General features: G+C 55.8%; 13 protein-coding genes. 9 read left to right on the forward strand and 4 right to left on the reverse strand.

The window, feature by feature from the left end:
* On the forward strand, positions 1-186 hold a 186-nt coding region (locus CHB83_RS16340), incomplete at its 5' end, for an SDR family oxidoreductase (protein WP_143436983.1).
* Between the two features lie 38 nt (positions 187-224).
* The gene (kduI, locus tag CHB83_RS16345) at positions 225-1043 is read left to right on the forward strand and encodes a 5-dehydro-4-deoxy-D-glucuronate isomerase (protein ID WP_089333372.1); all 819 of its coding nucleotides are present in this window, start codon (positions 225-227) and stop codon (positions 1041-1043) included.
* Between the two features lie 170 nt (positions 1044-1213).
* Here kduI and CHB83_RS16350 read toward each other — a convergent pair whose 3' ends face one another.
* Positions 1214-2251: a replication initiation protein gene (locus CHB83_RS16350; protein WP_089333373.1), complete on the reverse strand. Its 1038-nt coding sequence runs from the start codon at positions 2249-2251 to the stop codon at positions 1214-1216.
* A gap of 781 nt (positions 2252-3032) precedes the next feature.
* On the opposite strand from CHB83_RS16350, the gene CHB83_RS16360 reads away from it, so the two are divergent.
* Entirely contained in the window at positions 3033-3419 is a 387-nt protein-coding gene (locus CHB83_RS16360) for a hypothetical protein (RefSeq protein ID WP_089333375.1), read from the forward strand.
* A 135-nt stretch (positions 3420-3554) separates the two neighbouring features.
* Here CHB83_RS16360 and CHB83_RS16365 read toward each other — a convergent pair whose 3' ends face one another.
* Positions 3555-4043: a hypothetical protein gene (locus CHB83_RS16365; RefSeq protein WP_089333376.1), complete on the reverse strand. Its 489-nt coding sequence runs from the start codon at positions 4041-4043 to the stop codon at positions 3555-3557.
* Positions 4033-4821: a ParA family protein gene (locus CHB83_RS16370; protein ID WP_179225545.1), complete on the reverse strand. Its 789-nt coding sequence runs from the start codon at positions 4819-4821 to the stop codon at positions 4033-4035. Before CHB83_RS16370 ends, CHB83_RS16365 begins: the two co-directional genes overlap by 11 nt.
* 1255 nt (positions 4822-6076) lie before the next feature.
* Between CHB83_RS16370 and CHB83_RS16380 the strand changes: the two genes are divergently transcribed.
* Genes CHB83_RS16380 through CHB83_RS16390 form a run of 3 tightly spaced genes read left to right on the forward strand, consistent with a single transcriptional unit; the run spans position 6077 to position 10160 of the window.
* On the forward strand, positions 6077-6796 hold the full coding sequence (locus CHB83_RS16380) for a PAS domain-containing protein (protein ID WP_089333379.1): 720 nt from the start codon (positions 6077-6079) through the stop codon (positions 6794-6796).
* 36 nt (positions 6797-6832) lie between these two features.
* Complete coding sequence (locus tag CHB83_RS16385; protein ID WP_089333380.1) at positions 6833-9694, forward strand: PAS domain-containing sensor histidine kinase; 2862 nt, start codon at positions 6833-6835, stop codon at positions 9692-9694.
* Positions 9695-9740: 46 nt separating this feature from the next.
* Positions 9741-10160: a response regulator gene (locus CHB83_RS16390; protein ID WP_089333381.1), complete on the forward strand. Its 420-nt coding sequence runs from the start codon at positions 9741-9743 to the stop codon at positions 10158-10160.
* A gap of 184 nt (positions 10161-10344) precedes the next feature.
* Here the strand turns inward: CHB83_RS16390 and CHB83_RS16395 are convergent, their stop codons facing one another.
* The gene (locus tag CHB83_RS16395; RefSeq protein ID WP_089333382.1) at positions 10345-10890 is read right to left on the reverse strand and encodes a hypothetical protein; all 546 of its coding nucleotides are present in this window, start codon (positions 10888-10890) and stop codon (positions 10345-10347) included.
* A 238-nt stretch (positions 10891-11128) separates the two neighbouring features.
* On the opposite strand from CHB83_RS16395, the gene CHB83_RS16400 reads away from it, so the two are divergent.
* The 3 genes from CHB83_RS16400 to CHB83_RS16410 all read left to right on the forward strand — a co-directional run bounded on the left by CHB83_RS16400 (position 11129) and on the right by CHB83_RS16410 (position 14869).
* On the forward strand, positions 11129-13261 hold the full coding sequence (locus CHB83_RS16400; RefSeq protein WP_089333383.1) for a TonB-dependent receptor plug domain-containing protein: 2133 nt from the start codon (positions 11129-11131) through the stop codon (positions 13259-13261).
* Positions 13262-13310: 49 nt separating this feature from the next.
* Positions 13311-13955 carry an HmuY family protein gene (locus CHB83_RS16405; protein ID WP_089333384.1) on the forward strand — a complete coding sequence of 215 codons (645 nt, stop codon included), beginning with the start codon at positions 13311-13313 and terminating at the stop codon, positions 13953-13955.
* A gap of 83 nt (positions 13956-14038) precedes the next feature.
* On the forward strand, positions 14039-14869 hold the full coding sequence (locus CHB83_RS16410) for a heme/hemin ABC transporter substrate-binding protein (protein WP_089333385.1): 831 nt from the start codon (positions 14039-14041) through the stop codon (positions 14867-14869).
* The last annotated feature ends 8 nt before the right edge of the window (positions 14870-14877 follow it).

Below are 14877 nucleotides of genomic sequence, written 5' to 3' on the forward strand. Positions count from 1 at the left end.
ACCGACAACACGCAGGCCCTGCGCCAGGACCCGGACCGTGCCCAGAGCATTCTGGCCCGCATTCCGGCCGGGCGCTGGGGCACGCCCGCGGACTTCAAGGGGCCCACCGTGTTTCTGGCCTCGGCCGCGGCCGACTACGTGCATGGCACCATCCTCACCGTCGATGGCGGCTGGATGGGCCGCTAAAACTGTTTTTTCTGCGTTACCTACTTTCTTTTCTTGCTATGAATCAACGCTTTGCTGTTAGCCCACGTGAAACTGCCCAGATGAATACCACTGCGCTGCGGGAGCATTTTCTTATTGAACAGCTTTTCATCGGCGGCGAGATAACCCTGGTGTACACGCACTACGACCGCATGATTGTGGGGGGCGTAGTACCCCAGGGACAAGCCTTGTCTTTACCAAACCCCGAGGAACTCAAAGCCAACTACTTTTTGGAGCGTCGTGAGATGGGAGTTCTCAACATTGGCGCCCCGGGGCAGGTGACGGTAGATGGCACTACGTATGCCCTCGGCACTCAAGACTGTCTGTACGTGGGCAAAGGTGCCAAAGAAGTACAGTTTACCGGCGACGGTGCCCGGTACTATGTGTTGTCGGCGCCGGCCCATAAGGAGTATCCTACCACGCTGCGTACCCAGGCCGAGGCGACGCCAGTGGAAATGGGTACCCTGGAGACAGCCAATCAGCGCACCATCTACAAGTACATCTACGCCGAGGGTATTGCGAGCTGTCAATTGGTAATGGGTCTTACTCAACTCAAGCCTGGCTCCGTATGGAACACTATGCCTTCGCATACGCACACGAGGCGCATGGAAGCCTACCTGTACTTCAACCTTCCAGAAAACCAGCGGGTTCTTCACCTCATGGGCGAGCCCAACGAAACGCGGCCGTTGTGGGTGAGCAGTGAGCAAGCTATTCTCTCGCCGCCGTGGTCTATTCACACGGGCTGCGGTACAGCTGCTTACGCCTTCATTTGGGGCATGGCCGGCGAAAACCTGGAATACACCGACATGGACCCCGTAGCTTTGCACGAACTGCGGTAAGGCGGCAGCTCTAGCTTCAACCTATCGCAAGCAAAGCAACTTACTACCAGAAAGGCGCGAGCAGTGGCTCGCGCCTTTCTGGTAGTAAATGGTGTCATACGCACTCAGCGCCTACTGGGGCAGTACACGCCCTGCTGCTTGCTACCCTGAATGACTACGTGTGGTAGTAGCTAGGCTTTTAGCGTGGGATATAGGCCCGGAAATTCGGTTTTCAGTAAGTTGACGGCGGCACCACCCAAGTTGTCAAACACCTTGTTGCCGGCTTCATAGTCGCGCAGCAGCGGGTGGGTTACCTTCATCAGCTTGGCAATGCGTGGCTCGTCATCGCCCATGAACGCTAGTACGTGGTCAATCTGGGGCGTGGTCATTTTAAGCTTTTGCAGGCGCGTCACAATGCGCTGCTGCAACGTGGGGAGTTCTGCTACCAACCCTAAGCTCATCTGCTTGTCAGCAGCCTTGGATTTGCTTTTCGTGGCTGGGGGAGCAATAGGCATTATCTCCTCATGCTCGGGTAGGCTGGTTTGGGGCTTAGGAATGGTGAACCGCACGCTCTGTACTTTCTTGCCTTCCTTTACCGGTGTGTAGCTTACCAGCCACCCCAATGAATGCAGTTCCCGTACGGAGGGCTCCAGTACGTAGCGCTTGAAATCGTAGAACAGCGTATACGTTACGTCGTTGTCATCCCCGAGTACTTGCTTACGCAACGTGTCGAAAGGCACTTCCCAAATTCCTACATCGTCCCACGATTTCAGCAGCCAATACAGACGATGCGCGTGAGCTGAGCGCAACGTAAGCAAGGTCTCAATTTCTACATGGGTGTACTGTTCAGCCAATTGCAACAGAAAAGGCTTTATCTCGGGGGCGAAGTTGCCGGTAAGCAAGCCCGTGCCCTCGTTGATGTCGATATAGCTGATGATGGAGTAAGCCGTAAAGCGCTTCTTATTACCCGTCTGCGACTCAATGGTTACTACCTTCGACATCAAGCTTTTGCAGGCATCTCGAATGGTTTCGTACACACTCCCGCCCTTTTTCTGAGTTATCACTCTACCCAGCGGAATTACGATGCCAGGAAGCTCCGTTTGGCCCTGATGAATACAGCCCAGGGCCAGAGCAAAAATCCGCGCCTCTACGTGCGTAAGTTTCAACGGGGCCCGCACCAGTGCATTAGCTTGGTAGGCACGCGAGTAGACAGGAATAACGGGCAGCATGGCAGAGGCGCTGGTGGCGGAGTGCACGAATATAAAATTTCCTGCGTGAAAAGCCAGAGTATTTCACGCAATGTTGGTACGGGAAGAACCACAGTGCCGTTTTTCACGCAGATGGTGCCATTTCTCACGTAGGAGTGCCATTTCTCACGCAGCAAAGTGCCGTTTTTCACGCAGATGGTGCCATTCTTCACGCAGTAAAGTGCCACTTTTCACGCAGCAAAGTGCCATTCTTCACGTAGATAACGCGTTTATCTAAATGAAAGTCAATGCGTTACGAGGCCCTGAATATAGAATATAAAGAAAAGTATTAGAAGACAGAAGAGGATTCTGATTTTTTTGATTTTGATTTTTTCTGTTTGGAGTTGTATAACTGCTAGTGCAGAGCCGGTAAAGCGCTTAATGTGAAGCCGTAAGCAAGTTCGCAAGTAGGTCGGGCGGGATAGGTAGGACAGAGAAATATCTCTTTGAGCATCTGCGTGAAAAATGGCACCACTGGCTTGAATACTCATTCTCGTTAGAGCCCGACCCCATCTGCGTGAAAAATGGCACCATCCGAAAGGGGGCTCTCCTTGGTTAGCTTAATCAAGCATGCTAGAACCGGAAAAGATGCGCCTATCTGTTCCTACTCGCCTTTTCTGCCAGATCAAGTTCCTGTCACCAGTCTAATAGAATTACAGAAAATGAGTGCTAGAAGTGCTGGTCCTGTTTGGCGCGGCAGGAGTAATGAGCGTGCTGACTTACCCTGACAAGCAAACGGGTGCCACCAGCATTGCTCCTGCTTATGGTTGCTATGGGTGCCCTGGCCCTGCTGCTGGCAGTAGTCGGAATCGGAACAGCTAGTACTTCCGTACCCTTGGGCCTCACCCGTCTGTTTTTGGTGTTCGTTAAAATTGAGTCGGTGTTGTCCGGCAGCAGCTATGTTATTCCGCTGCCAGATTCCCTGCGGCAGTCGGCGCTGGCTAGCGCCTTTCCCGACGGGTTAAATGTAACCTCCTGGGTCTTGATGGCTGCCGTGTCGCTGGCTCGCACTGCTGTTGTAGATGTGCCTGCGGTTGCTTTACCCACGGTTAGCACAGTGCTTCTACTGCGTTATAAAATCAATTCCGCCTGGTTGGTGCTGGGCGGCGCTCTTGGTGGCCTCCTCCATGCCGCCGGGCTCCTGGGCTAACGTAAATTGATAAGCTGGCCGTTCTCGTGGCGCGCAAGGCCCATCCAGCGCCAAAGGTAGCCTGATGGTACAAGCCCTAAGAGGCCCTGCCACCGAACTGCGGGTACTGGTAGTGCAGTGGCAGGGCCGTTGCGGTTAGCTTCGCTTCTTGTAGCCTTTGATTTTGCCTTGATTCAACACCTCCTGCAGCACTTTGGGCGGCAAGGGAGTATTAGCACCCTCAAACTGATCGAGGTAATAATTCAGGGCTTCATCCGTGAGGTCCTTGATCTTGACACGGTCGTAAAACTGGGCCTGTTTGATGCGCAGATACGTCTCAAACTTAATCTGTGAGTTGAAGGGCACTTGCTCTGGTACGTCGGGCAGAGTAGCCTCTGGTGACGGTGTAGGGGTGGCGTTTGGCTTCTCCTCTCCCCTACCCCGTTGCGGTACTGGACTCGGGGGCGTGCTGCTGGCGGCAGGAACTTGGAGCTTGGGGGCGGCAGGAGGCGCATCCACAATGCCCTCAATCACGGGTACCGGCGGGGGGGTGCCCGCGGGGTTAGCAGACAGCGTAGGACGGGGCTTATCCTTGTAGCGGGCCAGGGCAGGCCGCGGCGTTGTCTTGGAGGGATTAGTTGCCATGGATGTACTGGATGATTTCGTCGGTTAAGGCTTCATAATCTTCCGCCCCGGTAGAATCGGGCGCGTAATCAAACAGGCCAGTGCCCGCCATCTGGGCGTTTGGTATGGCCGTGCTCTGGCGAATGGTTGTCTGAAAAACGGGTACCTCCTTGCCGTAATGGTCTTTAATCAAATCCACTACGTCGTGACGCAGACGAGCTCGGTAGGCGGGCGAATACTTCGTGAAAAATATGCCCCCTATGCGCAGCGTTGGATTGATGCGCCGGCGCAACCGGGTGCACGTGTTGATAAGGTTGGTAAGGCCCTCAAACCCGTAGAACTCGGGGTCTACGGGGATGTACAGCAAATCGGTGGCAGCTAAGGCAATCCAGGTAAGAGTACCAATACTGCCTTTTGTGTCAATCACGCAATAATCATATTCCGGCGCAACCATTTCCAGAATGTCGGCGAGACGAGTGGAGTGCTCCGCGTCCCAGCCCGGCAGTTGCGCTTCGTTGGCTTCCATTTCGGCGCTAGCGGGTAGCAGGTCCACGTTCTCTCCTACCGGACGAATAACGGCGTGAATATCGTCGAGCGTGAACTCTCCCTTGCGCATGAGTAGTAGGCCAACGTGCTCGGGTATATCTGCGCCATCAAAGGAAATGGTAAGACTCCGCTGGGGGTCACAATCACAGAACAATACCCGGTGACCACGCCGGGCCAAGGCCAAGCCAACGTTCAGAGCAGAGGTTGTTTTACCTACTCCTCCTTTATTGTTTGAAAAGCAGAGTGTCCGCATGCAGCATACTATTGAGGTGTACCCCTGCAAGTAAAGCATATTTACGCAGATACGTTGCAACGCTACTACATTCAGATGTAGCAGCGCAAGTACACTCTTACGTTTATACGTATAAACGTAAGAGTGTACTTGCGCCATGTGTCCAGGCAATAGCTATGACAATGTTAATTTTACCAATCGATTTCATCGTCAACCCCCTCTATTATATTAATACAGTATACTTACAATCAACAAGTTATCTATTAAAACGTTTCTATGTAGAAACATAAAAACGTATAAACGTAGTACGTATATAAAGGTATCATGCCTTGTGGTGTGAGCGTTGCAATGTATAGGATGCTATGATTCTTATATGTAGCAACGTAGTAGCATATCAGCGTATGTACTGTGAAACGTTTATACGTTATTACATTAAAACGTATAAACGTATAGATGCAAGAAGATGTAAAGTGGCTATGTGCACACGCGGTAGTGAAGAGCTAAAGAATTATGCTTCAACTCTGCTACTTCAACGGAGAATAAGACGCTCCTCTACTTAGCAGTCTAGCAGAAAATGTACTTTAAAAACATGCCTATTCAGGTCAAGAGGCCCTAATCGTGGTAGTAGACTTGGATGCCTGCGTTGATAATCATGTGTAAGAGTAACCAAGCGGGAAAGGAAGTAGGGATTGATAACGCGTACATCAACTGGCAGTATTTCCCTGATTGGTTGTTATACAAAGTCATGCTAAAGCTGGTGACGATAGAGGGACCAATTGCATTCAGAGTTGCTCCCTGATACTGCATATGTATATAAATAAAATTATATAAATAAGTGAAAAAAGAAGGTGCTGTACGAGTCGGTATGTTATGCAAAAACTAGCTTTGAGTAGGAGAGTGGCTGCCTTTTACTGACTAATGCGTGCACCGGAACTAAACCGCTTCTCTAGTAGAAAAGAGAGCAGAAGCTTGGCTGCGCAATGCTGATAGTTTTGTTATTGGTCAACCTGTGTGCTCGTGCGGAGTACCAGTGAATATGTTCTTACCTGAACAGATAAAGCGGCCCGTTCCAGCAGCCGAATAGTACTATTTTACGCACTTTTTTAAATATATTAGGTTGAAAATAGAAGATTTTGCAGATAAAATGGGGGTGATGAGAGACAAATCATTTTTTAGCTTGAGGAACTTAGCAGCATAGCGTTTACCTAAGTTTGCAATAAGACTTTCTCGATCTGCCAAGCTATTTTACTCTTCGGCGGTAGTCCTATTTGCTTACATGACTCCTGACCCGTCGGCTTCGCCAGTAGCTGGGCCCGAACCCGTTGCGCGCCCATTCCCTGTTTTCACTAGTACCGAAATGTTGTCAGATGTATTTGCTGCCTTGCCAGGGGCCTACCTGCTGCTCACCCCCGAGCTGCGCATAGTGGCCGTGAGTGACGCCTACCTGACCGATTCGGGTATGAGCCGCGCCCACCTCATCGACCAGTACCTGCTGGATGTATTTCCCGGCCCGCCCGGCACCCCTGAGGGCAATACCATAACCAGCCTGCTAGCTTCCTTGCAGCAGGTATTGGCTACTGGTCAGTTCCACCGCATGGCCGTGCAGCACTATAGCTTGCCCCACCCCACGGTACCGGGCGATATGGTAGAACACTACTGGGAAGCGCACAACACGCCGGTCCGCGATGCACACGGTGCCGTAACCGGTATCGTGCATAGCGTGGTTGATGTGACGGAGCGCATACGGGCAGAAGCGCAGGTACGCGAACGTGAGGTGCGGGAACAAGCAGCGTTGTCAGCAGCGGAAAACCAACGGGTTAGCTTACTTCACTTAATCGAGCAGACTCCGGCGGGCGTCGGAATTCTACAAGGGCCGGAGTTCGTTGTTGAGCAAGCTGATACGGTCTTGGGCTTAATCTGGGGCCGTTCGCCTGCGCATATCATTGGCCGCCCTTTTTTCGAGGCTCTACCCGACTTGCAGGAGCACGGGTTTTAAGCTCTCTTCACCTCCGTTCTGCAATCTGGAGAGCCTTTGTTCTTGCAGGAAGTAGCCGTCAGCTTAGCTTCTACTCCGGAGACCGCACCAGTTAAGGGTTATTACAACTGCACCTACCAACCCTGGCACAATGCCCAGGGAGAGGTTACGGGTCTTATTGCTATAGCCATCGACGTGACGAGGCAAGTGCTGGCTCGCCAGCAAGTTGAGGCGAAAGAGCAACATGCGCATTTCGCCAATGGGGAGTTGCAAAGGGATAACAAGGCAATATTGGCTAGGAATGCGGAGCTAGAGCGCACTCAGCAGGAACTCCGCCAACTAAATGAGAACTTGGAGGCGCGGGTGCTAGCCCAGACCCAGGAGCTCCGCCGGGTTCAATTAGCCACCAAGCAAGAGCGGGCCCACCTGTATCAAGTATTTGAGCAAATGCCCGCGGCCATTGCCATTATGCGCGGCCCCGAGTTGCGCGTGGAGCTAGCTAATCCAGCCGTGGCAGCCATTTGGGGGCGCAAACCGGAGCAAGTACTGGGCAAGCCGTATTTTGAGGCCGTACCTGACACGGCTGGGCAGGGCTTCGAGCAGATTCTGTCGGATGTGCTTGCTACGGGGCAGCCTTTCACCATCACCGAGGCCCCCGTGACACTGGCTCGCAAACACACCGGCCTACCCACCCAGGCTTACGTCAACTTCGTGTTTCAACCCCTAAAAAACGAGGTGGGTGATACGGTGGGGCTGATTGCCAGCGGTACGGAAGTAACGGAGCAAGTGCTGGCGCGCTACCAAGTGCATCAGCTCAACCAAGAGTTGGCGGCCAGCAACGAAGCTTTGGAGGCTCGCGTGCTGGCGCGCACCCAAGAGCTCCAACTGGCCCAGCAAGACGCGGAGCGCCAGCGGGGTGAGCTTCAGCGCATATTTGAGCAGGCCCCGGTGGCCATTGCCCTCTACCGGGGTCCGCACTACATCATTGAGCTAGCCAATCCTACTGTGTGCGCATTGTGGGGCCGCACTCCCGCGCAAACGGTGGGCGCCCCCCTGTTTGCTGTGCTACCCGAAGTTGCCGGCCAGGGCTACGAAGAACTTCTCGACCAAGTCCGCCTGACGGGTAAACCGCACGAAGCCCGCGAGATGGCATCCACCATTAACCGCAATGGCCGCCTCGAAACGGTATACTGGGACTTTGTGTACCTGCCTACGTACGAGCCAGACGGTACAATTAGCGGGGTAATGGTGGTAGCTTCCGAGGTGACGGACCAGGTAATGGCCCGCCAGCAACTGGAGCAGCTAAATCATCAGCTGGATGCGCGGGTGCGGGATCGTACGCGCCAGCTGGAGGCTCAGCAAAACCTGCTACGTCGGATTTTGGGGCAGGTGCCCGCCTCAGTAGCTACTCTCAGCGGCCCCGAGCACCGCTTCTCCTTTTTCAACGACCATTACCTCACGCTTACGGCCGGCCGGCCCCGCCTGGGTGCTATGGTGGCCGAGGTGCTGCCGGAAGTTGCGGAGCAGGGCTTCATTGAACTGCTCGACAACGTGTACACAACGGGCCAGCTCTACCATGGGCGCGAAATATCGGCTCTGCTTCATGACCCCCATACGGGCCAGGATGACCAACGCTACCTAGATTTCATTTACCAGCCCCTCCTGGATGGGCAGGGCCAGACCCAGGGTATCCTGGTTTTTGCCTTGGACATCACCAAGCAGGTGCTTTCCCGCCGCCAGGCCGACACGCTGCAGGCGGCAGTGTTGGCAGCAGTGCGGCGCCAAAAGGAGGAGCGCGAAAATGTATTTCAACTATTTGAGCAGGCCCCGGCCGTAATCTGCTTGCTGCGTGGGCCCGACCACCGAGTAGAGTACCTAAACCCGGCCTACCAAGCGCTGTTTCCGGAGCAGGCGCTACGGGGACGCACCATGCTGGAAATTCAGCCGGACGCGGCCCCACTGCTTAGCCTCTTCGATGGCGTGTATGCCAGCGGCACTACTCAGTTTCAGCCAGAAATACCCATCACCACCTTCCTAGAGGGGCAGGAGCCAACCACGCGCTACTTCGACTTCACCTACCAAGCCTACCGCGAAGAAGACCACATTGCGGGCGTTGCCATCTTCGGCCTCGACGTGACGGAACAGGTGCTGGCCCACCAGCGGGTGCAGGAACTCAACGAAGAGCTGCAAATCAGCAACAAGGAGTTGGGCGCTATCAACCAGCAGCTCACGCGCACCAACGCCGACCTGGACACCTTTGTGTACACGGCCAGCCACGACTTGAAGGTGCCCATTGCCAATATCGAAGGCCTGCTCGATGCCCTCAGCCGCGACTTGCGCAACCAGTCAACGAGCAACTCGGTGGCGCGCATTCTGGGCATGATGAAAGAGGCGGTAGTGCGCTTTCAGCAAACCATTGGTCACCTCACCGACATCTCCCGCTTGCAGCAGGAAAGCAGCCCGGAGGTTGAGCCCATGGGCCTGGCCGCCATAGTTGCCGATGTGCAGCTAGACCTGGCCCCACTGCTGGAAATGACGGCGGCACGCGTAACGGTGGAGCTAGCCGGCACCCCAGAACTGCCCCTGTCGCCGAAAAACCTACGGTCGGTGGTGTACAATCTGTTGAGCAATGCGTTAAAATACCGTCACCCTAGCCGGATTCCTGACGTACGAGTACACAGCTGGCAGGATGCGACGCACGTACTGCTAGTGGTGCAGGACAATGGGCTGGGACTTGACGAGCGCCAGCAGCAACGGCTTTTTGGCCTGTTTCAGCGTTTGCACTCGCATATTGAGGGCTCGGGTGTAGGGCTGTACATGGTCAAGCGAATTGTTGAAAATGCTGGAGGTACTGTGCAGGTGCGCAGTGAATCTGGTGTGGGAAGCACCTTCACCGTTACCCTACCCTTGGTCCGCTAACGTCGTCGCCTGCTCGCGCTTCCGTACTCAACTTACCTCTCTACTCTTGCAAAAGCTTTCTAGTATCCTGCTCGTGGACGACGACACCACGACCAACTATCTCAACGAGTCCTTGTTACGCTCCCTCAACGTGACGGACCAATTCATCATCGCCCGCGACGGGCTGGAAGCCTTAACCTTGCTGCAAAGCCAGTGCGTAGCGCCTACCACCTCGTGCCCGGCCCTGATTTTGCTGGACGTGAACATGCCCGCCATGAACGGCATCGAGTTCCTGGAAGCCTATAAAAGCCTACCCCAGGCGCATCAGGAAGCCATTATCATTGTGGTGCTGACTACTAGTATGAACTCCACGGACTTGGCCCGCCTCAACGACCTGCCCATTGCCGGCCTGGCCAGCAAACCACTCACGGAAGACAAAATCAACACCATTCTACAGCTTCACTTTCAGCGGCAGCTACCAGGGTAAGGCTGAGGCTACCCGGCAAAGTAACAAAAGGCTTCACTTGTAAGAAGCGGACCTAGTTGGGCTTGTACATTACCATGTGCGGGTCCACTAGGTCCGCTTTTTAGTGCCATAACCGCAGTACATACCAATGCAAGGAAGTGAGTTGGACCTGACAAGAAAGGCAGGCTTGTACCTGTGCTATGGCTTACTCAGCACAGTGGTTACTGACCTTGTCTAACAGGCGCCGACTGAGCAGCCGATGGGCCGAGGAGCGTAAGGGGCCCATGCCTAGGCGCAACACATCCAGCAAGGCCAAAATCTGGTGCCAGGCGGCGTCTTGATGAGCCGCGGCCGGTAGGGTAGGGTAGAGGGGGCTCACGGATAGTCCCCAGGTAGTACCCGCTGGGTCTTCCCAAACGCAGGTTGGTAGGGTAGTCCCGTGCTGGGGCATGAGTCCGGGCAGGGCACTCCACGCAGTGGGCGTCCCCTGCACAAATCCCGTGAGATGAACAGGAAACACGTAGGGTAGCCCGTGCTCCAGAAACCGCATTACAGTTTGCCGTTGTACGGTGCGTCCATCGGCCTGCAATAAGCGGGCGTACTGACACCGGCGAAGAGCATCCGAAATTTCTGCGGGGCTGATGCATAAGGCTGCCGCTAAGTGTTTGCCTTGCCAAGCACCAGAATCAAGGGTAAGGAGCTTTACTAGCACGATGATATCCTGGGGCCGCATGCCGTTGTGCTTGCGCATAAGAAGCGGGGTTTAGAAGCTGAATTTCATGATTTGCGAATTGCGAAGAGAGTGAGGGGAGGAGTAGGAATGGCGAAGGTAAAGGACGGTAGAAGGCAAAAGCAACTTTATTTAAAATTATTCTAAATAAGTGTTGTCGGGGAAATGACTGTTTCTACATTTGCCACTGTTTAGAATATTTCTAAACAAAATACGCCGTGTTGCTACCGAGTAGTAGCCACGAAAAACCGCTTGGCACATGCGTTTGTCGTTTGCTTCACTTCTGGGAATGACCTTGCTGGGGAGCTCGCGACAGACGAACGCGCAGGGAATAGCCGCTGATACCAGTGCTCGACACCTGCAGTTGCGCGAGGTAGTGGTGACGGCTACCCGCACCGAGAAGACTCTGGCGGACGTGCCCATTCCGGTAACCGTAGTGAGCCGGCAGCAGATCCGGACGATAGGAGCCGTGCGCCTGAACGACGTGCTAGGGGAGCAAACCGGGCTTTCCATTGTGGCCGACCATGGGCGTGGCGTGCAGATGCAAGGGCTCAACCCCGAGTACACCCTGATTTTGGTAGATGGGGAGCCGCTGATTGGCCGCACGGCGGGCACGCTGGAGCTTTCCCGGGTGGCGGTGGGCAATATTGAGCGAGTGGAGGTAGTGAAAGGCCCCGCCTCCGCACTATGGGGCTCGGAGGCCCTGGCGGGGGTAGTAAACATCATCACCCAGAAGCCCCAGCCCGGTACCCGGGGCGAAGTGCGCCTGCGGTACGGTACCAACCGCACGGCCGACCTGGGCGGCACGTTCAACCACAAGCAGGGCAACGTGGGCCTCACGGTGTTCGGCAACCGGTACAGCTCGGCGGGCTATTCTTTGCAGCCTGCCAGCAGCGCGGCCACGGTGCCACCCTTCACCAGTTACACCGGCCAGAGTCGGCTTACTTACCAGCTCGACGACAAAACCACGCTCAGCGTATCGGGGCGGTATTTTATAGAAAACCAGGCCAGCAACGTGGTGCTTACTACGGAAGCTGGCCCAAAGGCTGAAATGCGGCTCCGCACTCGCCAGCAGGACTACAGCGTTACGCCCTCGCTTACCCGCTGCTTTTCCGATAAAGTACTCGGGACCCTGCGCTTCTACTACGCCGGCTACCGCACTCAAGAGGACTACACTTATACCGTCGACGGCTCAACCTACGACGCCAGCTACTTCCGCCAAACCTTCGCCCGCCCCGAAGTCCAACTCGACTGGCACGTGCTCCCCCAGCACACCCTCACGGTGGGAGGGGGCTACCTAGCAGAAGCCGTAGAAGCCACCCGCTACGAGCGGCGCCAGCAGATGCGCTCGGGCTACGGCTACGTGCAGGACGACTGGACGCCGCTACCGGGCTTGAACCTGCTGGCCGGGGCCCGCTTTGATGGGCACAGCCAGTATCGAAGTCAGCTCAGCCCCAAGCTCTCGGGGCGCTATCAGGTGCGGCCGTGGCTGGCGGTGCGGGCCACGGTGGGCCGGGGCTTCCGGGCCCCCGATTTTCGTCAGCTGTACCTGAATTTTTCTAATCCTGCCGTGGGCTACAGCGTGTTTGGTACCCACCAGGTACAGGAAAAAGTAGTTCAGCTGGCTGCCCAAGGGCAACTAGCGCTAGACCCGGCTACCGGCCAGCCCCTCATCGACGCTACTTTATTAGAGCAAGCCAGCAACCTCACCGCCGAAAGCTCCCAGGCCTACAATGCCGGGGTGCAGGCAGACCCCAACGACAAGCTGCGCCTGACAGCCAACTTCTTTCACAACAACTTACGCAACCTGATTGAAACGGCGGCGGTAGCCCAAAAAGCCAATGGGCAGTCGGTGTACTCCTACCGCAACGTGAGCCGGGCCTACACGCAAGGCGTCGAGGTCGAAGCTCGCTACCTCGTGCTACCAACTCTTACGCTCAGTGGGGGCTACCAGTATTTACTAGCAAAGGACCGCAACGTGGTAGCGCAGCTAAAAGCCGGCACCATATACCGCCGCGACTCTGAAACCCTGGAAACGGCCCGTCTCACCCCCGCCGATTACGGGGGGCTCTACAACCGCTCCCGCCACTCAGCCAACGCGAAGCTGTTTTACAACGATGCTGCCAGGGGGTGGTCGGGGAGCGTGCGGGGAGTGTACAGGGGGCGCTACGGTTTCCAGGACCGCAATGGCAACCAGATTCTGGACGCCGCTAATGAGTATGTGCGCGGCTACTGGCTCTGGAACGTAGCGGCCGCCAAAACCCTGCGCCAGCGCTACACCCTGCAAGCTGGCCTCGACAACGTGCTGGGCTACACGGACCCCGCCTACCTGAGCACCGTGCCCGGTCGCCTCTACTACGCCAGCCTAACCGTGGCGTTGGGGCAGAAATAGCGCCGGCTTTCCTCAGCATCCTTCCTATTCATCCTTTCTTTTTCTTCCAATGAACGAGCTATTCTCCCGCCTTACGCTGCTGGCTGCTGTCAGCGCAACCCTTGGTATCAGTGCCTGCTCCAATGACGACGACGATGCCAACGAGGTGCAGCCGGCGGCCGCGCTAAAAACCGAAACCACAACCAACCTAGCGCCCATGCCCCGTGCTACCAACCCAACCACCGGCCAGCCCGGCACCCCCAAGCACTACGCCTTTTACAACCTGGCTACCAAGAGCGAAGTGCCTTACACTGACTCGGCTACCACTAAGTGGGATATTGCCGTGCGGGGCACAACCATCCTGACCAATGGAGGTAGCAGCGGCCCCGGGCAGGGCGGCGCCCTTGTACAAGAAGGGCTGTTTGCGGAAATAGTAGCGGCTCCCACCACCGGGTACCAAGTAGACTCGCCCACGGCCAAAGCCATTACCACCGGCTCTGGCAAAGGATGGTACAACTACAACTCCACTACCCATATTGTAACGCCCATTGCGGGCCGCGTACTGCTGGTGCGCACAGCTACGGGCAAGTACGCTAAGCTGGAAATAGTGAGCTATTACAAAGATGCTCCCGCTACCCCTACGGGCACCGAGCCCAGCGGATACTACACTTTCCGCTATGTGTACCAGCCCAACGGTTCTGTAAATCTGAAATAAGTCCGGCGCGGGCCGCCTACTCTCCGGGTCCAAGGCATTGCGCCCGTTGGGTGGTCCGCTGCCGGCACAACGTTGCTTTACCCATGCATCACCTTCGTTTTTTTCTGCTTTCTGGCCTCCTATTGCTGCTGATGGTAGGTCGGCAATCGGCGGCAGCTACTCCGCGCATCGTGTCGCTCAATGGCACTATCAGTGAAATCATCTGTGCCCTGGGCCGCCAGCCTCAGCTGGTGGGCGTAGACGTAACCAGCACCTACCCGGTATCTTTGGCTCAACTTCCGAGAGTGGGGCACAACCGCAACATATCGGCCGAGGGCGTACTGGCTCTGAATCCTACCCTGGTGGTGGGCACCACGGAATCGTTGAAGCCAGAAGTAGCGTCCCAGCTAAAGGCGGCTGGTATTGCGGTGCACCTATTTCGGCAAGAGTATTCCGTAGCCGGCACCAAGCAGCTTATTAAAGAGATGGCAGCCACGTTTGGCGCCACCGCCCAAGTGCCCGCCGTTCTGGCCCGCCTAGACGCTGATTTGACGAAAGTGAAAAGGTCGGCCACGGCGCCTAAGGTGCTATTTATTTACGCCCGCGGAGCCGGCACCCTCATGGTAGCGGGTCAGGGTACTTCGGTGGAGAAAATGGTACACCTGGCTGGGGCCCGCAATGCCGCCACTGGCTTTTCCGACTTCAAGCCCCTGACGGCGGAAGCCCTGGTAGCTGCCAATCCCGACGTGCTACTACTGTTCGACAGCGGGCTGCAAAGCCTGGGCGGAACGGCCGGCCTGCTCCAGATTCCGGGGGTAGCACAAACCACGGCGGGCCGTACCGGCCGCATAATAGAAATGGATGGGCAGTTGCTCACTGGGTTTGGCCCCCGCCTGGGCCAGGCCACGGCGGAGCTGGCCAGCAAGTTGAAATAACATTTCTG

The sequence above is a fragment of the Hymenobacter mucosus genome, from assembly GCF_900188255.1.
GTDB classification, from domain to species: Bacteria; Bacteroidota; Bacteroidia; order Cytophagales; family Hymenobacteraceae; genus Hymenobacter; species Hymenobacter mucosus.

Excerpts from the sequence above, each read along its gene's own strand:
- kduI (WP_089333372.1), top strand. The coding sequence starts at position 225 with ATGAATCAACGCTTTGCTGTTAGCCCACGTGAAACTGCCCAGATGAAT.
- CHB83_RS16350 (WP_089333373.1), bottom strand. The coding sequence starts at position 2,251 with ATGCTGCCCGTTATTCCTGTCTACTCGCGTGCCTACCAAGCTAATGCA.
- CHB83_RS16360 (WP_089333375.1), top strand. The coding sequence starts at position 3,033 with ATGGTTGCTATGGGTGCCCTGGCCCTGCTGCTGGCAGTAGTCGGAATC.
- CHB83_RS16365 (WP_089333376.1), bottom strand. The coding sequence starts at position 4,043 with ATGGCAACTAATCCCTCCAAGACAACGCCGCGGCCTGCCCTGGCCCGC.
- CHB83_RS16370 (WP_179225545.1), bottom strand. The coding sequence starts at position 4,821 with ATGCGGACACTCTGCTTTTCAAACAATAAAGGAGGAGTAGGTAAAACA.
- CHB83_RS16380 (WP_089333379.1), top strand. The coding sequence starts at position 6,077 with ATGACTCCTGACCCGTCGGCTTCGCCAGTAGCTGGGCCCGAACCCGTT.
- CHB83_RS16395 (WP_089333382.1), bottom strand. The coding sequence starts at position 10,890 with ATGCGCAAGCACAACGGCATGCGGCCCCAGGATATCATCGTGCTAGTA.
- CHB83_RS16400 (WP_089333383.1), top strand. The coding sequence starts at position 11,129 with ATGCGTTTGTCGTTTGCTTCACTTCTGGGAATGACCTTGCTGGGGAGC.
- CHB83_RS16405 (WP_089333384.1), top strand. The coding sequence starts at position 13,311 with ATGAACGAGCTATTCTCCCGCCTTACGCTGCTGGCTGCTGTCAGCGCA.
- CHB83_RS16410 (WP_089333385.1), top strand. The coding sequence starts at position 14,039 with ATGCATCACCTTCGTTTTTTTCTGCTTTCTGGCCTCCTATTGCTGCTG.